This window comes from Rhodothermales bacterium (assembly GCA_039944855.1).
GTDB lineage: Bacteria > Bacteroidota > Rhodothermia > Rhodothermales > JANQRZ01 > JBBSMX01.
Window position 1 is genome coordinate 130,869 of sequence record JBDUXZ010000003.1, and the last position, 22,438, is coordinate 153,306.

Here is a 22,438-nt window from a genome sequence, read left to right on the forward strand (position 1 = left end):
TCCTATGCCTGCCACGCCCCCTGCCACGAAGCGGCTCTCCTTCCTCGACCGCTACCTCACCCTCTGGATCTTCGCCGCCATGGCGATCGGCGTCGGCGTCGGCGCCCTCAGCCCCGGGGTCGAAGCCTTCTGGAACCAATTCCAGATCGGTACGACGAACGTGCCCATCGCCATCGGCCTCATCCTCATGATGTACCCGCCGCTGGCAAAGGTGCGCTACGAGGAGTTGGGCGAGGTCTTCCGCAACAAGAAAATCCTCGGGCTCTCGCTCGTGCAGAACTGGGTGATCGGGCCGGTGCTGATGTTCGCCCTCGCGATCCTTTTCCTCCACGACCACCCCGAGTACATGGTCGGGCTGATCATGATCGGGCTGGCCCGCTGCATCGCCATGGTGATCGTGTGGAACGATTTGGCCGAGGGCGACACCGACTACGCCGCCGGCCTCGTCGCCTTCAACAGCGTGTTCCAGGTCCTCTTCTACAGCGTCTACGCGTGGGTCTTCATCACGGTGCTCCCGCCACTGTTCGGGCTGGAGGGGAGCGTCGTCGCCGTCTCGATGGGGCAGATCGCCGAGAGCGTCGCCGTCTACCTCGGCATCCCGTTCGTGGCGGGGATGGTGACGCGGTTCGTACTGCTGAAAACGAAGGGGCGCGACTGGTACGAGGAGCAGTTCATCCCTCGAATCAGCCCGATGACGCTCGTGGCGCTCCTCTTCACGATTGTCGCGATGTTCAGCCTCCAGGGCGGGGCCATCCTCGCGCAGCCGTTCGACGTGCTGCTCATCGCCGTGCCGCTCCTGATCTACTTCGTCGTGATGTTCCTCGTGAGCTTCTGGATGGGCCACGCGATCGGGGCGGACTACTCGAAGACGACGACGCTCTCGTTCACGGCCGCCTCGAACAACTTCGAGTTGGCCATCGCGGTGGCCGTGGCCGTCTTCGGGATCGGCCACGGCGCGGCATTCGCCGCCGTGATCGGACCGCTCGTCGAAGTGCCGGTGCTGATCGGGCTCGTGAGTGTCGCGCTCTACTTCCAGCGGAAATACTTCGGTCCCGAGGTGGAACGCGGCGACGTGGCCGTCCCTGGCGACATCTGCCCGACGGAGGTGAAGCTGCCACGACATGCCCTCACCGAGTCCGACACGCCTTGACCTCTCCGAGCCCGCTCGCCATGCCTACGACCCTCGCCATTTTCTCTGACGTCCACGCCAATCTCCCAGCGCTGGAGGCCGTGTTCGCCGACCTCGACCGCCGCACGGCTGAGGGCTCGGTCGACGCCGTGTACTGCCTCGGCGATCTCGTCGGCTACGCGCCGTGGCCGAACGAAGTCGTGGACACGATCCGCGCGCGCAGCATCCCGACGATCGCCGGCAACTACGACGAGGGCGTCGGCCTCGGCTCCGACGACTGCGGCTGCGCGTACAAAACCGACGAGGACCGGGCGCGCGGCACCGAGAGCATCGCATTCACGAAGGGCGTCGTGACGGAAGCGACGCGGCGCTATCTCCGAGGATTGCCCCGCCACCTCCGCCTCACGTTCGCCGTGCCGCGCGACGCGGATGCCGACACCGTCGACGTGCTGCTCGTCCACGGCAGCCCGCGCAAGGTGAACGAGTACCTCTTCGACGACCGCCCCGACGCCAGCTTCCTGCGGATGATGGAGGCCGCGCACGCCGACGTGCTCCTCTTTGGCCACACGCACAAGCCGTTCCACCGGGCGATGGAGTACGTGACCTCCGACGGACGGACGCACATCCGCCATGCCGTCAACACCGGCTCCGTCGGCAAGCCGAAGGATGGCGACGCGCGGGCGGGCTACGTCCTGCTCACGATCGACCCCGAGCGTGGCAAAGAGGACGCGGCATACTGCTCCGTCGAGCACGTCCGCGTGGCTTACGACGTCGAGCGCGCCGCCCGCGCCGTCGAGGCCAGCCCGCTCCCCGACGCCTTCGCCGCGATGCTCCGCGACGCGCACTGACCGCACGCTCATGCCCGACACGCCTGCTGCTCCCGTCACCGCCGAAGTCTGGACCCGATTCCGCGCCGGCCTCCTCGCCTTCCTCCTCCGCCGTCTCCCCTCGCAGGCCGATGCCGAGGACGTGTTGCAGGACGTGTTCGTCCGCATCCACGAAGGCGCGAGCGACCTCCGGCACCCCGACCGCCTCCAGCCGTGGGTCTTCGCGATTGCCCACCGTGCCGTCGCCGATTTCTACCGTGCGCACGGCCGACGCCCCGATGATCTGCCCGCTGAGGCCGCGGCCGAGCCGGCCGTAGAGCCGGCGCACGTGGGCGTCGCGCCGCACCCGGACGGGCACGACGTCCACGACGAAGTGCTCTCGTGGCTCGTCCCCCTCGTCGACGCACTCCCCGATGGCTACCGCGAGGCCGTCCGCCTCGCCGACCTCGAAGGGCTCACGCAGCAGGCCGTTGCCGACCGGCTCGGCCTCTCGCTCTCGGGCGCGAAGAGCCGCGTGCAGCGGGGCCGGGCTCTCCTCGGCGATCTGCTCCGCGCGTGTTGCGAGGTCGAGTTCGGGCCGGACGGGCGGGCCGTCGAGTACCGTCCGCGCACCGGATCGTGCGCGGACGACTGCTGACGGCGCATTCATCGTATTTACACGATGAATCGTGCGTCCATCGCGCCGGATCTCCGACTACTGGAGAGAACGCGGCGGCTTCGGCCCCGCACCCTCTCCTCCCAACACAGGTATTCCGATGACTACGCCCACGCTTTCTCCCACGACCGCCGACCCGACCCGCATCAAAGCGCACGTCCGCGACACCTACGCCCGCGCCGCCACCCGCGACACCGGCTGCTGCGCCCCCTCCTGCTGCGGCGACGACGCCGACGCCCTCTCGATGATCGGCGACGCCTACGACCGCGTCGAGGGGTACGTCGCCGACGCCGATCTCGGGCTCGGCTGCGGCATTCCCACCGAACACGCCGGCCTCGCCGACGGGCAGACCGTGCTCGACCTCGGCAGCGGGGCAGGCATCGACGCCTTCGTCGCCCGCCGGATCGTCGGCGAGACGGGCCGCGTCGTCGGGGTGGACTTCACGCCGGAGATGGTCGCGAAGGCCCGCGCGAACGCCGCGCGGCTCGGCTACGACAACGTCACGTTCGTCGAGGGCGAGATCGAAGCGCTCCCGCTCGACGACGCGAGTATCGACGTGGCGCTCTCGAACTGCGTGCTCAACCTCGTCCCGGACAAAGCGCGGGCGTTCGCCGAGGTCTACCGCGTCCTCCGCCCCGGCGGCCACTTCTGCATCTCCGATGTCGTCTCCCACGGCATGCTGCCGGAACCGATCCGCCGCTCGGCCGCGCTCTACGCCGGATGCGTGGCGGGCGTCGTAGACGAAGCCGCGTACCTCGAGCTTATCCGCGCGGCAGGGTTCAAGCGCGTCGAGGTCGCGGCAGCGCGGCGGATCGAGGTGCCGGAGACGATGCTGCCGGCGGATCTCGCGGCGGAAGAGCGCGCGGCCTTCGAAGCAGGCGGCGTGTGGAGCGTCACCGTGCGCGGCACGAAACCGGCGTAGCGCCGAGAACGCGTGCGGGGGCCGTCCTCTCGGGGACGGCCCCCGCAGTCGCCGAGGGTCGGAGGAGGAGCACCCCGGCTAGAACGCGTAGTCGCCCAGTTCCTCGACCGGGAAGGCGGCGGTGAAATTGTTGCCGCCGGCCCAGATCGTGTACCGCGTGCCGTCGCGGCTGAAGAGGTAGACCTGGTTCGTGTCTTCGCGGTAGACCGCAGCGCCGACGGCCGAGATCGGGGCGTTGCCGCCGCCGAACTGCGAGGGGAACGTGAACACGTCGGAGAACGAGTCGTTCTCGGGCTGCCAGAGCTGCCACTCCGTCCCGTTCTGGTTGAAGAGCACGATGCTGTTCGAGGCGAAGAAGTCGCCCTCGACGGCCGCGCCGATCGAGCTGAGTTCGTAGCCCTGCTCGTCGTACTCCTCTTCGAAGGAGGCCGGCGTGTCGAAATCCGCCGTGTCGCGCTCGTAGTTGGTGAACGTGTCGCCGTCGTTCGCGAAGAAGTACGTCTCGCCCTCGTCGAACACGCTCGCGGCGGCGGCGACATCGTCGAGCGGGATGAGGCCGTTCTCGATGTCGTCGAGGTCGTCGGGGTCGGTGGAGACGCCGGTGACGGGGTTGAAGACGAGGAAGCGGTCGCCGCTCGTGTTAAAGAACACGATGCGGCTGTCGCCCGCGTTCGGATAGGCCGCGCCGACGGCGGTGCCGCCGCTCGATCCGCCGCCCTGCCCGAAGGAGAACGTCGCGGAAGCACCCGTGGCGGCGTTGCCGGCCGCGTCGCGGACGCCGTTCGCGGTGACGGTGTACGTCCGCCGCTCGTCGTCGTCGAGGCCGGCGGCGAGGGTGAGCGTGACGCTCGCGCCATTCGCGGTGGCCGCGGTGACGGTCGCGCCGGGGGTGACGGTAAAGGCCGAGGCCGTGACGCTCGCCGCGTCGAGCGCTTCGCTGAAGGTGACGGAGACGGTGCTACCGTCGGAGCTGCTGGCGCTGAGGATCGTGGGCGGCATCGTGTCGCCGTTGTCATCGCCGTCGCCGCCGCTGTCGCAGGCGGCGAGGGGGAGGAGGAACGCGGCGCAGGCCATCACGCGCAGCGCGGAGCGGAGTCGGGAGGTCGGGAGGGAGCGCATGGGTCGGTCGGTTTGTTGGAGAGTCGCAAGGGGGGGCCGTCGGGGCGGCCTCTATCTCCTCACGCAGCACTCGCGTGCCCAACCGATCACGCATCGTCAAAAAAACCCGCGCTCTACCGAACCACATTATCTTTAACCCCCGCCCCACGTCCCCATCCTCTGCGCCCTCCGTGACTGCCCCCGCGCACGAGATCACCGACCTCCTCGCCGACCTCAGCGACGGCAACCGCGCGGCCGTCGACCTCATCCTTCCCCGGGTCTACGACGAGTTGCAGGCGCTCGCGCACGGCAAGCTCCGCCGCGAGCGCGCCGACCACACGCTGAACACGACGGCGCTCGTGCACGAGGCCTACCTCAAGCTCGTCAAGCAGGACCGGGTGACGTGGCAGAACCGGGCGCACTTCTTCGCGATCGCGTCGACGGCGATGCGGCGCATCCTCGTCAACTACGCCCACAAGCGGAACGCGGAGAAGCGCGGCGGCGGACTCGCGCTCGCCACGTTCGAGGAGGGGATGGGCCACGGCTACGAGGCCCGCGCCGAGGAACTCATCGCGCTCGACACGGCCCTCGAGCGGCTGGCCGAGCGCGACGTGCGGCAGAGCCAGGTCGTCGAGTACCGCTTCTTCGGCGGGCTCACGCACGAGGAGATCGCCGAAGTCCTCGGCGTCTCGGTGCCGACGGTGGGGCGGGACTGGCGCTTCGCGCGGGCGTGGCTCAGCCGCGAACTCGCCGACGACCTCCCCGAATAGCGCCTCCCCGAGTAGCGGGCCGCGCGGTCGGTGATCGGTCGCGCCGGTGTTTGCTGCGTATCCATGTACAGGCCCTCTCCCCGTATGCCCGAGCCGATGGATGCCGCCCGCTGGACCGCCGTCCAGACCCTGTTCGAGGCCGCGCTCGACTGCTCACCGGCCGAGCGCGACGCCTTCCTCCGCGCCGCCTGCGTGAACGCCGACGGCGTGCTCGACGCCGACCTCTACGCCGAGGTCGCCTCCCTCGTCAACGTCGAGGTCCACAGCCTGCTCCGCGGCCTCGCCGTCGACGCCGTCGACCTCCCGGCGATGCTCTCGATGGAGGGCGAGCGCGTGGGGCCGTACCGGATCGTGCGGGAACTGGGGCGCGGCGGGATGGGCATCGTCTACCTCGCCGAGCGGGACGACGGCGCGTACGAGCAGGCCGTCGCGCTCAAGCTCGTCAAGCGGGGGATGGACTCGGAGTCGATCGTGCGGCGGTTCCAGCAGGAGCGGCAGATCCTCGCCCGCCTCGCGCACCCCGGCATCGCCCGCCTCCTCGACGGCGGCCTCGCCGACGACGGCCGCCCGTACTTCGCGATGGAGGTCGTCGAGGGCGAGCCGATCACGGCGTACTGCGACGCGCGGGCGCTCGGCGTCGGCGCCCGCCTCGCGCTCTTCGAACGCGTCTGCGACGCGGTGGCGTACGCCCACACCCGCCTCATCGTCCACCGCGACCTCAAGCCGTCGAACATCCTCATCACCGACGGCGAGGCCGGGCCGGAGGTGAAGCTCCTCGACTTCGGGATCGCCCGCCTGCTCGAACACGACGGGCCGGGGCTGACGTGGTCCGGCCTCCGCCCGATGACGCCGGAGTACGCCGCGCCCGAGCAGGTCCGCGGCGAGCCCGTCACGACCGCCGCCGACGTGTACGCTCTCGGCACGCTCCTCTACGAACTCCTCGCCGGCCGCCGCCCCCACGCGCTCGACCGGAAAGATCCGCGCGCCCTCGAAGCGGCCATCCTCGACGCCGAGCCGCCGCGCCCGAGCCTCGCCGTGCGGCAGGCCGTGACGATCGAGGGGGACGACGGGCCGCGCGCCGTGACGCCCGAGGGCGTCGCCCACACGCGGGCCACGACGCCCGAGCGGCTGACGCGTCGGCTCGCGGGCGACCTCGACACGATCACGCTCAAAGCGCTCGCGAAAGAGCCCGACGCGCGCTACTCCTCCGCCGAAGCCCTCGCCGACGACGTCCGCCGCCACCGGCGCGGCATCCCCGTCGAGGCCCGGCGCGCCACGGCGGGCTACCGGGTGCGGAAGTTCGTCATGCGCCACCGCGTCGGCGTGGCGACGGCGGCGGGCATCGTCGCCGTGCTCGCCGCCGTCATCGGGTTTTACACGGCGCGCCTCGCTGCTGAACGCGACCGCGCCCAGCTCGAAGCCGCCAAGGCAACGCAGGTGGCGGCGTTCCTCGGCGGCGTGTTCCAGAGCGCCGACCCGAACGAGACGCGCGGCGACTCCGCCCTCGTCCGCGACGTGCTCGACCGCGGCGCCGCGCGCATCGGCGAACTCGCCGACCAGCCCGACGTGCAGGCCGCGCTCCTCCACGTCGTCGGCGAGGTCTACACCACGCTCGAACGGTACGACCGCGCCGACTCGCTCCTCTCGGCCTCGCTCGGGCTCCGCCGCACGCTCGGCTCGCCGCCTGAGGAGGTCGCCGCCGTCGCCGTCAGCCTCGCCCGCCTCCGCGACTACACCGGCGACTACGCCGCGGCAGACTCGCTCTTCCGCCTCGCCCTCGCGCTCCAGCGCGGCGCGCTCGGCCCCGACCACCCCGACGTCGCCGTGACGCTCCACGGCCTCGGCGCGGTCCACTACCGCCTCGGCCGCTACGCCGAAGCCGATTCCCTTTTCGACGCCGCTCTCACCATCCAGCTTCAGCACTTCGGCGCCGACGCGCTCGAGTTCGCCCCGACCTACGACTTCCTCGGCATCCTCGCCGACGAGATGGACGACGTGGACGCGGCCGACTCCCTCGCGCAGCGCGCCCTCGCCATCCGACGCGCTCACCTCGCGCCACCCCATGCCGAACTCGCCGAGAGCCTGCTCAACGCGGGGCTCGCCAAGCGTACCCTGCGGCGCTACGACGAGGCTGAGGCGTACTACCTCGAAGCGCTCGCCATGCGCCGCGCGCTCTACGGCGAGCAGCACTCCGACGTGGCCCACTCGCTCAACCACCTCGCCAGCCTGCACTACAACCGGGGTGACTACGACGCCGCCGAGCGCTACGCCCGCGAGGGCTACGCCATCCGTCTCGCCCTCCACGGCCCCCACCACGTCGAGGTCGGAGCGAGCCTGGGCAACCTCGCCCGCATCCAGGAGGCGCGCGGCGACCTCGACGGGGCCGAGCAGACGCTCCGCCAGAACCTCGCCCTCATCCGCGCCACCGTTGGACCCGAGCACCCGTACGTCGGCGCGACGCTGTACCGGCTCGGCCGGATCGACGAGGCGCAGGGGCGGCTGGCCGAGGCCGAGGCCGCCTACCGCGAGGCCCTCGCGCTCTACCGCGCCGTGTGGCCGGACGGCAACCAGCGCGTCGGCGATGCCTGCCACGCCCTCGGCGCGCTCCTCGCCGAGCGCCGTCCCGCCGAGGCCGAGCCCCTGCTGCGCGAGAGCCTCCGCCTCCGCCGCGCCGACTGGGGTGACGACGACGTGCGGACGGCCCGCACGCGCGGTGCGCTCGGCCTCGCCCTCGCCCGGACGAACCAGACCGAAGAGGCGGAGCGCGCCCTCGAAGACGCGCTCCGCGTGCTCCGCGCCGCCGGCACCGACACGACCGAGACCCAGCGGTTCTTCGACGCCCTCGCGGTGCTCTCGCTCCAGCGCTGAGGCCCCGTGCAACCCTTCGTCGGACGGGGGACGCTTTCCATTCCTCGTGAATACCGTGCGCGGGGTGCCCGCATGCGTGCGGCGGCGGGAAGGGTTCGGCGGCTCGGCGGTTACCTTTGGCTGCCCCCGCTTCCTTCCCCGCGCCCCATGAGTTCGGATACGCTTCCCCCGCTGACCGAGGCCCGCCTCCGCAACGAGGTCGACCGCCGCCGCACGTTCGGTATCATCAGCCACCCCGACGCCGGCAAGACGACGCTCACCGAGCAACTCCTCCTCCTCGGCGGCGCCATCCACCTCGCCGGCGACGTCCGCGCCCGCAAGACCGGCCGCGCCGCCCGCAGCGACTGGATGGAGATCGAGCAGCAGCGCGGCATCTCCGTCACCTCGTCCGTGATGTCGTTCGAGTATGCCGGGCGCGAGATGAACCTCCTCGACACGCCGGGCCACCACGACTTCTCCGAGGACACGTACCGCGTGCTCACCGCCGTCGACAGCGCACTCATGGTGATCGACGCCGTGAAGGGCGTCGAGAGCCAGACGCAGAAGCTGATGGAGGTCTGCCGCCTCCGCGCCACACCCATCCTCACGTTCATCAACAAGCTCGACCGCGAGGCGCGCGACCCGCTCGAACTCATCTCCGACATCGAGGAGCACCTCGGGATTGCTGCCGCACCGGTGACGTGGCCCGTCGGCATGGCCGACCGGTTCCGGGGGACGTACCACCTCATCGACCACACGCTCCACCTCGCCAACCCCGCGCCCGGCACGCCCGACGTGGTGCAGACGAGCGGGCCGGACGACCCCCTGCTCAATGAGTTGCTCGGCAAACAGGCGGCGCGGCTGCGCGAGGACGTCGAGCTCCTCGCCGGGGCCGGCACGCCGTTCGACTTCGACGCCTACCGCGCGGGCACGCAGACGCCCGTCCTCTTCGGCAGCGCGCTCAACGGCTTCGGCGTCACCGCCCTCCTCGACCTCTTCGCCGAGATCGCCCCGCCGCCGCTGCCGCGCGAGACGACGACGCGCGCGGTCTCGCCCTACGAGACGGCGTTCTCCGGGTTCGTCTTCAAAGTGCAGGCGAACATGGACCCCAACCACCGCGACCGCATCGCCTTCCTGCGCATCTGCTCGGGCCGGTTCGAGCGCGGGATGAAGGTCCGCCACGCCCGCATCGGCCGCGACGTGCGGCTGGCGAACGCGACGGCGTTCTTCGCCCAGGACCGCGGCGGCGTCGAGGCCGCGTATCCCGGCGACATCATCGGCATCGCCAACCACGGGACGATCCGCGTCGGCGACACGTTCAGCGAGGGCGACGACCTCCAGTTTGTCGGGCTCCCGTCGTTCGCGCCGGACCACTTCCGCCGTGTCCGCGTCGAGAACGCGCTCCGCGCGAAGCAGCTCGAAAAGGGCCTCCGCCACCTCACCGAGGAGGGCACGATCCAGCTCTACCGCCCGCTCACGACGAACGACTACGTGCTCGGCGCCGTCGGCCCGCTCCAGTTCGACGTCGTCGCGACGCGGCTCGACCGGGAGTACGACGTGGATGTCAAGATGGATATGCTGCCGTACAAGGTCGCCCGCTGGGTGGAAGGCGACGACGTGGAGACCCTCAAGCGGTTCGAGCGGCGGCAGGCGTCGAGCCTCGCCCGCGACGCCGAGGGCAAGCTGGCCTTCCTCGGCGAGAGCGCGTTCTGGCTCGACCGCGCGCAGCAGGATTGGCCCGACCTCACCTTCCGCAGCACGATCGAAGTGCTCTGACGAGGCGATACGGACGGGCGGAGCCGGGCGAAGAAAAAGGGGGCGAAGCTAACCCTTCCGTGCGGATCACCCAGCCATCCGGCTCGTTCTGAGGTGACGCCTCTCCCCTTCTCCCTTCTGCTCCCAATGAACCGACTCCTCCTGTCCGCCGCAGCGGCGGCGTTCGTCCTCGTTGTGCTCCTCCCGGCGGCGGGATGCACCAACACCCCCGAGGGCGAGGTGACGATCGAGATCCCCGAGCCCATCGCGCGTGACTTCGCGGAGATCGTCGCGCGCGACACCCTCGTCGTGCTCACGCAGTTCAACTCGACGAGCTACTTCCTCTACCGCGGCGAGCCGATGGGGTACGAGTACGAATACCTCCGCCTCTTCGCCGATAAGCACGACCTCTACCTGCAAACCATCGTCGTGCCCAACCGCGACAGCCTGTTCGTGCTGCTCAACCAGGGTGTGGGGGACGTCGTCGCGGCGCGGATGACGCCGACGCTGGCGGACTCCAGCAAGGTCGGATTCACGCAGGCGCTCTACCGGACGAGCCCCGTCGTCGTCCAGCGCAAAGCGCCGACGGAGGCGGCGGACGTACCCGAAGAGGTGGAAGCGCTCGTGGACAGCGTGGCCGCGGCCCCGGAGAAGCTGGAAGACGTCGAGGACGGCCCCGATAAGGATGCAGACGAGGCATCGGACGAGTCGGTCCACGAGCTCCGCGCCCGCCTCGTGCGGCGGCCCGGCGACCTCGCCGGCGACTCCGTCCACGTCCTCGCCGGGACCCGGTTCGAGGACCGTCTGGTCGAGATCTCCGACGCGGTTTCGGGCGAGATCTACGTGGTCGAGGTGGACTCGGGCTCGGCCGAGATGCTCGTGCAGCAGGTGGCGGAGGAGGACGCGGAGTTCACCGTGACCCACGAGAACGTGGCCCAGCTCCAGGAGTCGTACTACAGCAACCTCGCCATCGTCCCCACCGTCGACCGCCCGTACGCGGTGGCGTGGGCCGTCCGCAAGAACGCCCCCGGCCTCGCCGACGCCCTCAACGGCTGGATCGACGGCAACCCCGGCCTCAAGGACCGGCTCTACCAGAAGTACTTCGTCGATAGCCGGGGCTACCGCGAGCGGATCGCCGACGCGTACCTCGCCTCGGAGACCGGCCGCCTCGGCCCCTTCGACGACCTCTTCCGAGAGCACGCGCCGACGCTGGACTGGGACTGGCGGCTCCTCGCCTCGCAGGCGTTCCAGGAGTCCCGGTTCGACCCGCAGGCGACGTCGTGGGCCGGGGCGATGGGCGTGCTCCAGCTGATGCCGGGGACGGCCCGGCAGTACGGCGTCTCGGACGCCTACGACCCCGCGCAGAACGTGGCCGGGGCCGTCCGCTTCCTCGACTGGCTCCAGACCGAGTTCTGGCCCGAGCGCGTGCCCGACGAGGAGGAGCGGCTGAAGTTCGTGCTCGCCTCGTACAACGCCGGCCCCGGTCACGTCGACGACGCCCGCCGCCTCACCGAGAAGTACGGCGGTGACAAGAATAAGTGGGCGGACGTGGCCTACTGGCTGCTGCGGAAGTCGGAGCGCGAGGTCTACACGGACCCCGTAGTACGCCACGGGTTCTGCCGCGGGCTCGAGCCGGTGACGTACGTCGGACGCATCCTCGACCGCTACAACCACTACCTCCAGTTCGTCGACCCGCAGGACGCGCCCTCGCCCGCCGACCTCGACGCCAAGCCGGTCGAGACGCCGCCGTCGTGACCGAGCGCCCGTCGCGTCGGGTATGGGCAGAACCGGACGGGGCGCGGAGCCGTACTCGCTCGCCCTTCGCTCCGAGCCCGTCCCGACCGATGACCTGCGCCTTCGCCGACTGCGCGCACACCGCGCACTGGAACCCGATCCTCGTCCTCCACCCGGCCCCGACGTTCCGCGGCCCCGGCTACGTCCCGACCTACGCCCGCACCAGCCTCGGCGTCTGCGACTTCCACCGGACCCAACTCACCCCGGAGCTCCTCACGCCCGACGCCGAGTGGGCCGACATCGTCCGCTCGTTCGAGCGCGCGGGGCGGCGGCGGCCGTCGCGCGCCCACGTCGCGCTCACGTTCGACGCCGTCGCGGAGATGACGCGGGTGATCGACATCGCCAAGCCGTTCACCCCGCCGCCCGGCTGACGTCCAGAACCGCGTGCCCGTCATCCGCGCCGCCGCGCGCGAAGAACGCCTGGAGTTCGCGGAGCGTGCCCGGCGCCGAGGGCGTATCCCGCACGACGCGCCCGCCCGCGAGCACCAACACACGCGAGCACACGTCGACGACGTGGTCGAGGTCGTGGCTGGAGACGAGGACGGTCGCACCGCGCTCGCGCTCGCGCCGGAGGAGGGCTTCGAGCTGGATGCGCGCGCCGGGGTCGAGGTTGGCGAAGGGCTCGTCGAGCACGACGAGGCCGGGCTCGGGCAGGAGGGCGCCGACGACGCCGACTTTGCCGGCGTTGCCGAGCGAGAGGTCGCGCAGGAGCGGATCGCCTCCCGTCACGGTCGGGCCGAGGAAGGCGGCGTAGCGCGCGACGCGGCGCTCCGTCTCGTCGGCCGGGAGCCCGTACGCCCCGCCGATGAGACGGAAGTACTCGCGCGGCCGGAGGTAGTCGACGAGGAAGCCCGCGTCGAGAAACGCACCGACGCGCGGCTTCCACGCATCGCTCGCGCCGACGACGGTGTCGTCGACGGCGACCGTCCCGGTCGTCGGCCGGATGAGGTCGAGCGTGAGCCGGAGCAGCGTCGTCTTCCCCGCCCCGTTGTTGCCGACGAGCCCGACGGCCTCGCCCGGCGCGATGGAGAGGCGGTCGAGGGCTAGCGCCTCCGTGTCGCCGTAGCGCTTCACGAGGTCGGTGGCGACGACCGAGACGCCGACGGTAGCGTGGGCGCGGGGAGGAAGGTCGGGCATCGAAACGGGCATCGGACAGCGTTAGAGGACGGAGCGGAAGCGGAGGGCGACGGCGTGGCGCTGCCGCACGAGGCGGACCTCGATCAGCCGCGCCCACAGCGGGAGTCCGAGCACACCGGCCGCGCCGACGACCGACGTCGCCGCGAGCCCACCGTCCGGCCCGAGCCCGACGAACAGCGCGACGGCGACAGCCCCGGCAAGCGCGAGCACGACCTGCGGCGGGAGCGATTGGACGCGCGGGCTCCCCATGAACTTGTCCTCGACGTCGAGCGGCTTCGGCGCGAACGTCGACCCGAGCACGGCCACGGGCGCGAGCACGCCCGCGCAGAACAGCACGGCCCCGCCGAGATCGGCCCACGCCTCGGGCGCGAGCGCGAGCGCGAGCCCGAGTTGGAGGACGCCGAGCGCGGCCGTCGCCCCGACGAGCAGCGTCAGCTTGGCGACGACGAACGCGCGGAGCGCGCCGGGCAGCGTCAGCAGCCGGTCGTAGTGGGCGCTCGCGAAGGGGAGCGCGAACTGCCCGGCCGAGATCGCGAACGTCCCGGTCGAGACCATCAGCAGCAGCGCCGTCGGCGCCTCGGCGTTCCAGCCGAAAGCGTACGCGCCTATGGCGACGGTCATCGCGACGGCGTTGAGCATGATGCCGCGCGGGAAGCGCGTCCGCGTGAGCAGCCGCCAGTCGAGGTCGAGGAAGGCCCGGACGCCCGCGCGCTCGAACCCGACCGCGCCCGGGCTCCGGTCCCGCCGCGCCCGTGTGGGTGGGTCGAGGTAGAGCGATTCGACGACGCTCCGATGCGCGAACGCCCCGAACGCGACGGCGAGCACACCGATCAACACAGCGGTCAACGCAGCGTTCGGTCCGAGCACGCCGCCCGCCGCGAGCGTGACCGCCGCCGCGCCCGCGAGCGCCGCGCCGACGACCGCCACCGTCTCGCCCGGCGCCGTCCCGAGCCGCGTCTTCCACACGACGACCGCGACGTGCGACACGGCCACGAGCGCGACGACGCCGAGCACGAACCCGAGCGCGGCCGTGCTGCCCGCCGCCTCGCGCACGGTCCGCGCCGCGAACGGCACGGCGAAGGCGAGCGGGGCCACGTTGAACACCGTCAGCACCGAGCGGATCGTCACCGCGCGCGCCACGCGCCGCCGCGCGACGGGCAGGACGAGAAACACCTCCGCCCCCCGCGTCGGCACGTCCTGAAACAGCACGCGGCCCACCGTCAGCAGCCCGAGCGCTGGGAGCAATGCCTGCTCGACGACGACGAGCGCCGAGACGCCAGGCGCCCATACCGAGAGCGTGTCCGGGAGCAGGAAGCCGAGCGCCGCCGCCGAGGCGACGGCGTAGACGAGCCCGAGCCCTTTCAGCACGGCGAGCACGAGCCGGCCGCCGAGATACGGCGCGCGACGGAAGGCGAGGGCCTGGAGATAGAGCAGCGTCTGGAGCAGAAGGCGGGCGAAATAGCAGAGGGGAAGGACAGAACTCCGGGTATCGGGAAGACGCGCGCCAACCTATAAACCTCCGCCCTCATCCGGCAGGCCTCGGCGATACTTTCCTGCGGTCACCGTGCCGCCCGCACCCTCTACCTACCTGACGCCGCCCCGATGCCATGGATGTAATCGAGACCGAGCGCCTGGTGCTCCGCCACCAGACCGAGGACGACGCCCCGTTCGTCCTCGGCCTCATGAACGACCCCGACTGGCTGCGCCACATCGGTGACCGGGGCGTCCGAACCGTCGCTGATGCCCGTGCTTACATCCGCGACGGCGCCGTCGCGATGTACGCGCAGCACGGGATCGGACTCTACCTCGTCGAGGCGAAAAGAAGGCGCGTCCCGGTCGGCGTCTGCGGGCTCCTCCGGCGGGCGACGTTCGACGACGTGGACCTCGGCTTCGCGCTCGCCCCCGAGCATCGGGGCCGAGGGTATGCACGGGAAGCCGCTGCCGCGACGGTGGCGTACGGCCGCGACGTACTCGGGCTCGACCGGATCGCCGCCATCGTCTCGCCCGGAAACGCCGCGTCTGTCCGACTGCTCGAAGGCCTCGGGTTCGCATTCGAGCGGCCGTTCACGTACCCCGACGGGGACGCGGTGCAGCTCTTCGCGCTGGACCTCTGAGCCCGTCTCACTCGGCTGCGCCGTAGAGGCCTTCGTAGACCGCCCGGTTGCGCGTCAGCTTCTTCACGTAGTCGCGCGTCTCGGAGAAGGGGATCCGCTCGGTGAACAGCTCCGCGTCGGCCTCGAACTCGGGGAACGTGCGCCACTGATCGACCTGATGCGGGCCGGCGTTGTACGCGGCGAACACGGCGGGGAGGGAGCCGTCGTAGGCGTCGATGAACTCGGCGAGGTACGTGGTGCCGAGGAAGGCGGCGACCTCGGGCTGGTAGAGATCGTCGGCGCTCCAGTTTTCCAGGCCGGCGGACGCGGCGAGGGCAGCGCCGGTGCGGGGCATGATCTGCATGAGCCCGCGCGCGCCGACGTGGGAAGTGATGCGCGCCTCAAACAGGCTCTCCTGCCGCACGAGCGCCGCGACGATTTCGGGGTCGAACCCGCGCGCCTCGGCCTCGGCCCGGAGCACGTCGCGATAGGGATACGGGTAGAGGATGCGGAGCAGGCGCGGGTTGCGCCCGCCGCTGCGCAGGCCGTCCCCGATGCGGATGGCCCGCTGCGTATAGCCCCGCTCGATGAGCGCTTCGGCGAGGGCGTAGCGCACGGCCCGGCCCGAGCCCGCGCGGTCCACGACACGGCTGGCCTCGTCCGAGGCCGCGTCGTAGAACCCGGCCTCGCGGAGACGGTCTACGGGTGCCATCAACGCCGCTACACGCCGCTCGGCCGCCTCGTCCCGCGGCGGCGACGCGGACATCGGAGGCGGCCAGAACGGCTCGCCGAGCCGCTCGCTGGCTTTGAGCGCGTAGTACGAGTCGCGGTCCGCACGAACGACGGCGCGGAAGAGGTCCCCGGCCGCTGCCGCATCGCCCGCTTCGGCGCGTGCGCGGCCGGCCCAGTACAGCGATTGCAGCGCGAACTCACCCTTCGTCGAGCGCGCCCGGTAGCCGTCCCACAAGTCGGCCGCTGCGTCGTAGTCGCCGCGGAGGAAGGCGAGGCCGGCGAGACGCATCGTCGCGAGCCCCGCCCACCGCGTGCCGGGGTACGTGGCTACGACCTCGCGGTAGAGCGGGCGCGCGGCGTCGGCGTCACCGCCCTGCTGGTAGGCGTCGGCGGCGAAGTAGAGCGCAGCGGCGCCATCCCCCGTGCCGCGTGCTTCGGCGGCGAGGGCGCGGTAGATGGCCGCCGCCTCGGCGGTCTGGCCCGCCCGGCTGAGCGCGCTCGCACGGAGGTCGCGCGCGGCCCGGTCGTCGCCGAGCGGCTCGAGCGCGGCGAGAGCAGCGTCGTACTGCTGCCCGGCCACGAGCACGTCGGCCAGCGTGAGTCGGATCGCGTCACGTTCGGCGGCGGACCCGACGCCGGCGTCGAGCCACGCCTGGAAGTCGGCGGCGGCCTGCTCGTGGAGCCCGAGCCCGGCGTAGACCCGGGCCGAAGCGAGGCGCTCGGCGGGGGACATCGGACCTGCGCGCAAGAGATCGGCGGCGGCCTGCCCGTGCTCGCCGGATGCGTCGAGCGCGATCGCGCGGCGGAGCGCAGCACGCGCGGCCTCGGTGTCGCCTGCCTCCAGGGCGAGACGGCCTTCGAGCACTTTAAACTCTGCCTTCGTCCCGTCCGACCTCGCCCATCCGTGCCCCGCCTGCGCGAGCGAGCGGGCGCGGTCGAGGTCCCCCGCTACGCGCGCGGCTTCGACCTGGGCACGCCGCGCGCGGAGTCCGAGCGTGCCTCGGGAATACTGACGGGCGACGTCGGCTGCCGCCTCGCCTTCCCCGACGGCGGCGAGTGCCTCGGCCGCGAGGACGTCGACCCACAGCCCCGCCGCCCCCATCGCGTCTTCGACACGCTGCAACACCGCACGTCCTTCGGCCTGCTCGCCCGCCCGCAAGAGGGCGAGCCCGAGGCGGAGTTCGGCCGCCGCCCGCTCGTCGGGATAGCGCGCATCTGGGGTGGCGTCGAGAAATGAGCGGTAGAGCGCCGCTGCTTCGGCCGCCTCGCCCGCTGCATCGTGGGCACGGGCGAGGAGGTAGCGCCCGAGGCCCTGTTCGAGCGAGTCCACTCCCGTCGCTCCGCCGAGCACGTCGAGCACCGCATCCCAGTGGCTGCGGCCCGCCTCGGCGCGGGCGAGCAGGAGTCGCTGCTCCGGCGAGAGCGCGTCCCGGTCAGCAGCGGCGAGCAGGCGCGCGGCCTGCCACGGCCGGCCGGCGCGGAGCGCGGCCTGCGCCTCCTCGAACGACACCGACGACGCGGTCGGGACATCGGCCAGGCTTTCGGTCGGCGCGGGGTCGTCGTCGCACCCGAGGCTCGGAGCCAGGAAGAGAGCGAGCAGCAGGGGCAGGAGGCGAGGAAGAGCAGGCACGATTCGTAAGAGAGAGGGAGAGGGGCGGAGGCCGATGTACGCACGGCGCGCCCGCAGGTCTCCGTGGTTGCTCCCACTTCTTGGATGGGGCAGCACACCCGGCCCGGCCCGACGAAAGAACGCCGGATCCAGCACGCCTGCTAGCCAGCGTCCTGTAGCGGAGGGCGAGGAAATCGGACCGAACCCTCAAGGGCGCTTCCCCACCTCGCCGGTTTGGCGGCCGTCTCGCTGCGCGTTAGCTTGCTACTGAACCCGCTGCTTCGAGCCGATCTCGTCGAGCGGCTCCCTGTCCTACAGGCGCTCCAAACCTCAAGCAAACCAGACCTACAGACCACCGGATGATCCGCAGCCTCCTGCTCGTCTCCCTATTCGTTCTGCCGGCGGTCGCCCAGGCCCAGGCACCACCCCCTTACGAAGCCTCGATCCAGGCGCACCGCGACTCGATCCGCACCGCCTTCCTCGATCCAGAGACCCCGCCGCTGCAGCCCGACGAGATCGCCGCGTTCTCCGGCCTCGACTACTACGACGTGGACCCAGCCTACCGCGTCACGGCGCGATTCGAGCGCGTCGAGGGCGACGAGCCCGTCGCGATGAACACGTCGGGCGGCGACATCCGCGACTACCGGCGCTTCGGCACGCTCCACTTCGAGATCGGCGGGGCGCCCCTCACTCTCGCCGCTTACCAAAGCGTAGTCCCACCCGAGGACCCCGCCTACACCAACTACCTCGCCATCCCCTTCCGGGACGCGACGAGCGGTGGGGCCACGTACGCCGCCGGCCGCTACCTCGACCTCACGATCCCGGAGGGCGACGAGGTCGTGCTCGACTTCAACGAGGCCTACGCCCCCTACTGCGCGTACAGCCCCCGCTACTCCTGCATCCTCCCGCCGCCCGAGAACCGCCTCACCGTCGCCGTCGAGGCCGGCGTCAAGAAGTACGACGTGTGGACGGGGGTCGTCTCCGAGGAAGGCGGCTACTCCATCGCCTTCCCCGGTCCGCCGCTCGACCAGGCTCAGCCCAACGAGAATGGACTCACGCTACACATGCAGACCTTCGAGCAAGGAGAGGCAGCGTACTTCGTGATGCACACCGTGACAGAGGCCGATTTCGATACGCTCAGCGCGAGCGAGCTGGCAGGGTTCTTCGATGCGGCCCAGCAAGGGGGCGCGCAGGGCTTCGGTGGCACGCTCGGCCACGCCGAGGAGATTGAGCTCGACGGTGTCCCGGGGCGGAGCTTCGAAGTCAACGCACCTGAGCAGTCGCTCTACGGGCGGTCGCGCATGTTCGCCTCGGGCCGCATGCTCTACCAGATCCTGGTGCTGACCGAAGGACGTCGCCCCGATGGTCCCGAGGCAGACCGCTTTCTGGATTCGTTCCGAATCTTGGAGGGAGGTGCCACGCCGCGCCTGCAGCGCCTGCTGGACGAGGCGGGCTACGAGTACACCGTCGACGACGACGGCGACTACAAGCTCACGTTCTCTACGACGGGGGAGCGGACACACCTGGTGGTGATCTCGACGTACACCCCCGACCTCACACTCGTGCCGAGCTACGAGGTGTGGGCCCTGGTCGGGCGAGGGCTGAGCGAGCTGCCGGCGGGGCTGGCCGAGGCGCTGCTGCGCCGGAGCGGGGACCTCCCCGCGCTGTCGGCTCAGCTCTACGGGGGCAGCGACGGGGAGCCGATGCTGGTCGCGCTCTCGACCGTGGTCGAGCAGGGCGTCTCGGTGGCGGCGCTTCAACGCGTAGTTGAGCAGCTGGCCCTCGAGGCGGACGAGCTAGAGGCACGATTCGTCGGGACAGACGACCTGTAAGCCTGCGTCACTCCTGTTTCGCTGGTCGCCAAGGCCTATCCGCTTGCCATTGCGTAAATGGCATCGTTATCCGGCGGCACCAAACGCAGATGTGCCGGATCCAGCCCCCAAAGGCCATACCCGGCACATCGTAGCGGAGGGTGAGGGAATCGAACCCTCAAGGGCGCTTCCGCGCCTCGACGGTTTTCAAGACCGCTGCCGTCACCTATCGGCTTGACCCTCCATAGATCCTATGCCCGTAATGCTCTTCCATGTGGCAGTCCGGACAAACCAGCTTCAAGTTACGAAGGGCGTCGCTGCCTCCCTCCGCCTTCGGAATGATATGATGAACGTGCAGGATGTTGTAATTGTCGTAACCGCAGACTTCACAACGTCCCCCTCGCCTCTCCCCGAGCTTCTCTTTGAGTAGCCAACCCTTGAGCGCTTTGTTATTCCTGTTTGCTCCCGCGTATCGGCTCCCTCGCCTGCCCTTGTTGGAGCACGCCCGCGAGCACGTCCCTTTCGCCCCCCAGTAGGCCTCGCCACAGATCGGGCAGGTTTTCGTTCTCCTCAGCGCGACGCCGTGGCACGAACTGGAACAGAACACAGAGCCTCAGGCTAGCTGAGACGGACGCCTGTAGATCCGCGCTCCGCAGACAGCGCACGAGCAGTTCGGTTTCCGATGTACGGTGATCATCAGGCTTCTCTCCATCGACCGCTTCGTGGATTCAGCCACGCCGCCATGCGTAACAACGGGGCCGTCGCAGAGCCCGTCGGCGCAGGCCGGAAGGTACGGCCTGCCTCGCCCCAGCCCCAACTCGCCTACGTGATCAGCCGGCACACTACCGTGCGTATTCCTCCGTTCTGAATCCGCCGGTACCTTACCCACCGAACGGACACGCGCCGACGTGCTCGCGTCCCCTTCTGCCGCCCCAGCCTGCCTGCCCGATGAGAAGCCTCGTCCTCGCCGCCGCCCTCTCGACCTCGCTCGCCCTGCCCTCCGCGGGCGCCCTTGCCCAAACCAACGCCGACCCCACGATGACCGAGCACGCCACCGCATCCCCCCCCCTCCTCCAGGAATGGGACGGGCCGTACGGCGGCGTCCCCGCCTTCGACGCCATGAACCTCGATGCGCTCGAACCGTCGCTCGAACAGGGCATGGCCGATCACCTCCGCGAGATCGACGCGATCGCCGACAACCCGGCGCCGCCGACGTTCGAGAACACGATCGTCGCGCTCGAAGGGGCGGGCCAACCGCTCGGCCGCGTCTTCACGTACTACGGAATCTGGAGCTCGAACCGCTCGTCGCCGGAGTTCCGCGAGATCCAGCAGCGGATGGCGCCGAAGCTCTCCGAGTACGGCTCGAAGATCACGCAGAACGAGCGGCTTTTCGAGCGCGTCGCGGCGGTCTGGGCGCAGCGGCACGACCTCGGCCTGCGACCCGACCAGGTCCGCCTCGTCGAGCTCGTCTACGACGGCTTCGCGCGCAACGGTGCCACGCTCGACGGCGCGGCGAAGGAGCGCTATGCGGCGATCAACCAGCGCCTCGCCGAGCTCCACACGCGCTTCGCCAACAACGTGCTCGCCGACGAGGAGGGCTACGTCCTCTACCTCACCGCGGACCAGCTCTCGGGCCTCCCGCAGTCGTTCGTGAACGCCGCCGCCGCGGCGGCCGAGGAGCGCGGGCGTGCGGGCGAATACGCCGTCACGAACACGCGCTCGTCGATGGACCCCTTCCTCACGTACTCCGACGAGCGCGCCCTCCGCGAGCAGGTTTGGAAGACGTACTACAGCCGCGGCGACAACGCCGACGAGCACGACAACAACGCCCTCATCACCGAGATCCTCCAGCTCCGCGACGAGCGCGTCGGCCTCCTCGGCTACGACAACTACGCGCAGTGGCGGCTCGAAGACCGCATGGCGAAGACGCCGGAGCGCGCGCGTGAGCTGCTCGAAGCCGTCTGGCCCGCCGCCGTCGCCCGCGTCGAAGAGGAAGTCGCCGACATGCAGGCGATTGCGGACGCGGAGGGTGCGGACATCGACATCGCGCCGTGGGACTACCGCTACTACGCTGAGAAAGTCCGGCAGGCGAAGTACGACCTCGACTCCGACGAGGTTAAGCAGTACCTCCAGCTCGACAACCTCCGCGAGGCGATGTTCTACGTCGCCGGTGAGCTGTTTGGCTTCGCGTTCACGCCGGTGCCCGACGGCACCGTGCCCGTCTTCCACGAGGACGTGAAGGTGTGGGAGGTGACCGACCGCGACTCGGGCGACCTCGTCGGGCTGTGGTACCTCGACCCGTTCGCCCGCACCGGCAAGCGCAGTGGCGCGTGGGCCACGACGTACCGCAGCCACACGACGTTCGACGGCGCGAAGACCGTGCTCGCCTCTAACAATTCGAACTTCGTCAAGGGCGCGCCGGGCGAGCCCGTGCTCATCTCCTGGGACGACGCCGAGACGTTTTTCCACGAGTTCGGCCACGCCCTCCACTTCCTCGCCTCGAACGTCGCCTACCCGACGCTCAACGGCGGCGTCCGCGACTACACCGAGTTCCAGTCGCAGCTCCTCGAACGCTGGCTCTTCACCGACCCCGTGATCGACACGTACCTCGTCCACGTCGAGACCGGCGAGCCGATCCCGGCCGACCTCGTGCAGAAGATCAAAAACGCATCGACGTTCAACGAGGGCTTCGCGACGACGGAGTACCTCGCCTCCGCGCTGATGGATCTCGCCTACCACACCCACAGCGACCCCGCGAGCATCGACCCGGACACCTTCGAGCGCGAGACGCTGACCCGGCTCGGGATGCCGAGCGAGATCGTGATGCGGCACCGCTCGCCGCACTTCGGCCACGTGTTCTCGGGCGAGGGCTACGCGACAGGCTACTATGGCTACCTGTGGGCCGATGTGCTTACCGCTGACGCTGCCGAAGCGTTCGCCGAAGCGCCGGGCGGGTTCTACGACGCCGACCTCGCCGCGAAGCTCGTCGAGCACCTCTTCGCCCCACGCAACGCCGTCGACCCCGTCGAGGCCTACCGCTCGTTCCGGGGCCGCGACGCCCGGATCGACGCGCTCATGCGCGACCGCGGCTTCCCCGTCCCCGACGAGGACGGCACGCGCTAACGCCGGCCGCCGAGCAGCAGCACAGAGGGGGTGCCGGACGCGGGTCCGCACCCCCTCGCCTTTTTGAGCGTCTCCTCTACACTGTCATTGCGAGCGACCGAAGGGAGCGCGGCAACCCCGCAGGGCTCAGCGCAGC

At 70.5% G+C, this 22,438-nt stretch carries 16 protein-coding genes and 1 tRNA gene; 12 read left to right on the plus strand and 5 right to left on the minus strand.

Features of this window, described 5'->3' with window-relative positions; all coding sequences use genetic code 11:
* Nucleotides 1–4 precede the first annotated feature (4 nt).
* The 4 genes from arsB to arsM all read left to right on the plus strand — a co-directional run bounded on the left by arsB (nt 5) and on the right by arsM (nt 3,533).
* Complete coding sequence (arsB, locus tag ABJF88_01800; GenBank protein ID MEP0545644.1) at nt 5–1,150, plus strand: ACR3 family arsenite efflux transporter; 1,146 nt, start codon at nt 5–7, stop codon at nt 1,148–1,150.
* A gap of 20 nt (nt 1,151–1,170) precedes the next feature.
* On the plus strand, nt 1,171–1,977 hold the full coding sequence (locus tag ABJF88_01805) for a metallophosphoesterase family protein (protein MEP0545645.1): 807 nt from the start codon (nt 1,171–1,173) through the stop codon (nt 1,975–1,977).
* Nucleotides 1,978–1,987: 10 nt separating this feature from the next.
* On the plus strand, nt 1,988–2,593 hold the full coding sequence (locus tag ABJF88_01810; protein ID MEP0545646.1) for a sigma-70 family RNA polymerase sigma factor: 606 nt from the start codon (nt 1,988–1,990) through the stop codon (nt 2,591–2,593).
* Nucleotides 2,594–2,711: 118 nt separating this feature from the next.
* On the plus strand, nt 2,712–3,533 hold the full coding sequence (gene arsM / locus ABJF88_01815; protein MEP0545647.1) for an arsenite methyltransferase: 822 nt from the start codon (nt 2,712–2,714) through the stop codon (nt 3,531–3,533).
* Nucleotides 3,534–3,611: 78 nt separating this feature from the next.
* Here the strand turns inward: arsM and ABJF88_01820 are convergent, their stop codons facing one another.
* Nucleotides 3,612–4,652: an Ig-like domain-containing protein gene (locus ABJF88_01820; GenBank protein ID MEP0545648.1), complete on the minus strand. Its 1,041-nt coding sequence runs from the start codon at nt 4,650–4,652 to the stop codon at nt 3,612–3,614.
* A 170-nt stretch (nt 4,653–4,822) separates the two neighbouring features.
* On the opposite strand from ABJF88_01820, the gene ABJF88_01825 reads away from it, so the two are divergent.
* From ABJF88_01825 to ABJF88_01845, 5 genes are all read left to right on the plus strand, one after another.
* The gene (locus ABJF88_01825) at nt 4,823–5,401 is read left to right on the plus strand and encodes a sigma-70 family RNA polymerase sigma factor (protein ID MEP0545649.1); all 579 of its coding nucleotides are present in this window, start codon (nt 4,823–4,825) and stop codon (nt 5,399–5,401) included.
* Between the two features lie 84 nt (nt 5,402–5,485).
* Nucleotides 5,486–8,269: a serine/threonine-protein kinase gene (locus ABJF88_01830; GenBank protein ID MEP0545650.1), complete on the plus strand. Its 2,784-nt coding sequence runs from the start codon at nt 5,486–5,488 to the stop codon at nt 8,267–8,269.
* A gap of 147 nt (nt 8,270–8,416) precedes the next feature.
* Nucleotides 8,417–10,024, plus strand: coding sequence for a peptide chain release factor 3 (locus tag ABJF88_01835; GenBank protein MEP0545651.1), 1,608 nt, complete (start codon nt 8,417–8,419; stop codon nt 10,022–10,024).
* A gap of 126 nt (nt 10,025–10,150) precedes the next feature.
* Nucleotides 10,151–11,758, plus strand: coding sequence for a transglycosylase SLT domain-containing protein (locus tag ABJF88_01840; GenBank protein MEP0545652.1), 1,608 nt, complete (start codon nt 10,151–10,153; stop codon nt 11,756–11,758).
* Between the two features lie 89 nt (nt 11,759–11,847).
* Nucleotides 11,848–12,168, plus strand: coding sequence for a hypothetical protein (locus ABJF88_01845; GenBank protein ID MEP0545653.1), 321 nt, complete (start codon nt 11,848–11,850; stop codon nt 12,166–12,168).
* Here the strand turns inward: ABJF88_01845 and ABJF88_01850 are convergent.
* Nucleotides 12,149–12,934 carry an ABC transporter ATP-binding protein gene (locus tag ABJF88_01850; protein ID MEP0545654.1) on the minus strand — a complete coding sequence of 262 codons (786 nt, stop codon included), beginning with the start codon at nt 12,932–12,934 and terminating at the stop codon, nt 12,149–12,151. The two genes, ABJF88_01845 and ABJF88_01850, sit on opposite strands and share 20 nt — an antisense overlap.
* Before the next feature lie 21 nt (nt 12,935–12,955).
* On the minus strand, nt 12,956–14,380 hold the full coding sequence (locus ABJF88_01855; GenBank protein ID MEP0545655.1) for a DUF5687 family protein: 1,425 nt from the start codon (nt 14,378–14,380) through the stop codon (nt 12,956–12,958).
* Between the two features lie 161 nt (nt 14,381–14,541).
* On the opposite strand from ABJF88_01855, the gene ABJF88_01860 reads away from it, so the two are divergent.
* Entirely contained in the window at nt 14,542–15,048 is a 507-nt protein-coding gene (locus ABJF88_01860) for a GNAT family N-acetyltransferase (protein ID MEP0545656.1), read from the plus strand.
* 7 nt (nt 15,049–15,055) lie between these two features.
* Here the strand turns inward: ABJF88_01860 and ABJF88_01865 are convergent, their stop codons facing one another.
* Complete coding sequence (locus ABJF88_01865; protein ID MEP0545657.1) at nt 15,056–17,389, minus strand: transglycosylase SLT domain-containing protein; 2,334 nt, start codon at nt 17,387–17,389, stop codon at nt 15,056–15,058.
* A 338-nt stretch (nt 17,390–17,727) separates the two neighbouring features.
* On the opposite strand from ABJF88_01865, the gene ABJF88_01870 reads away from it, so the two are divergent.
* Nucleotides 17,728–19,200 carry a DUF1684 domain-containing protein gene (locus ABJF88_01870; protein ID MEP0545658.1) on the plus strand — a complete coding sequence of 491 codons (1,473 nt, stop codon included), beginning with the start codon at nt 17,728–17,730 and terminating at the stop codon, nt 19,198–19,200.
* Nucleotides 19,201–19,334: 134 nt separating this feature from the next.
* On the opposite strand, the gene ABJF88_01875 is transcribed toward ABJF88_01870, so the two are convergent.
* Nucleotides 19,335–19,423, minus strand: a tRNA-Ser gene (locus tag ABJF88_01875).
* A 794-nt stretch (nt 19,424–20,217) separates the two neighbouring features.
* Between ABJF88_01875 and ABJF88_01880 the strand changes: the two genes are divergently transcribed.
* Nucleotides 20,218–22,302, plus strand: a complete 2,085-nt coding sequence (locus ABJF88_01880) for a M3 family metallopeptidase (protein ID MEP0545659.1) — start codon at nt 20,218–20,220, stop codon at nt 22,300–22,302.
* Nucleotides 22,303–22,438 lie beyond the last annotated feature (136 nt).

What these genes read in the sequence shown, in the direction of transcription:
- ABJF88_01820 (MEP0545648.1), bottom strand. Translation starts at nt 4,652, where the DNA reads ATGCGCTCCCTCCCGACCTCCCGACTCCGCTCCGCGCTGCGCGTGATG.
- ABJF88_01880 (MEP0545659.1), top strand. Translation starts at nt 20,218, where the DNA reads ATGACCGAGCACGCCACCGCATCCCCCCCCCTCCTCCAGGAATGGGAC.
- ABJF88_01805 (MEP0545645.1), top strand. Translation starts at nt 1,171, where the DNA reads ATGCCTACGACCCTCGCCATTTTCTCTGACGTCCACGCCAATCTCCCA.
- ABJF88_01840 (MEP0545652.1), top strand. Translation starts at nt 10,151, where the DNA reads ATGAACCGACTCCTCCTGTCCGCCGCAGCGGCGGCGTTCGTCCTCGTT.
- arsB (MEP0545644.1), top strand. Translation starts at nt 5, where the DNA reads ATGCCTGCCACGCCCCCTGCCACGAAGCGGCTCTCCTTCCTCGACCGC.
- arsM (MEP0545647.1), top strand. Translation starts at nt 2,712, where the DNA reads ATGACTACGCCCACGCTTTCTCCCACGACCGCCGACCCGACCCGCATC.
- ABJF88_01835 (MEP0545651.1), top strand. Translation starts at nt 8,417, where the DNA reads ATGAGTTCGGATACGCTTCCCCCGCTGACCGAGGCCCGCCTCCGCAAC.
- ABJF88_01830 (MEP0545650.1), top strand. Translation starts at nt 5,486, where the DNA reads ATGCCCGAGCCGATGGATGCCGCCCGCTGGACCGCCGTCCAGACCCTG.
- ABJF88_01810 (MEP0545646.1), top strand. Translation starts at nt 1,988, where the DNA reads ATGCCCGACACGCCTGCTGCTCCCGTCACCGCCGAAGTCTGGACCCGA.
- ABJF88_01870 (MEP0545658.1), top strand. Translation starts at nt 17,728, where the DNA reads ATGATCCGCAGCCTCCTGCTCGTCTCCCTATTCGTTCTGCCGGCGGTC.
- ABJF88_01850 (MEP0545654.1), bottom strand. Translation starts at nt 12,934, where the DNA reads ATGCCCGACCTTCCTCCCCGCGCCCACGCTACCGTCGGCGTCTCGGTC.
- ABJF88_01860 (MEP0545656.1), top strand. Translation starts at nt 14,542, where the DNA reads ATGGATGTAATCGAGACCGAGCGCCTGGTGCTCCGCCACCAGACCGAG.
- ABJF88_01845 (MEP0545653.1), top strand. Translation starts at nt 11,848, where the DNA reads ATGACCTGCGCCTTCGCCGACTGCGCGCACACCGCGCACTGGAACCCG.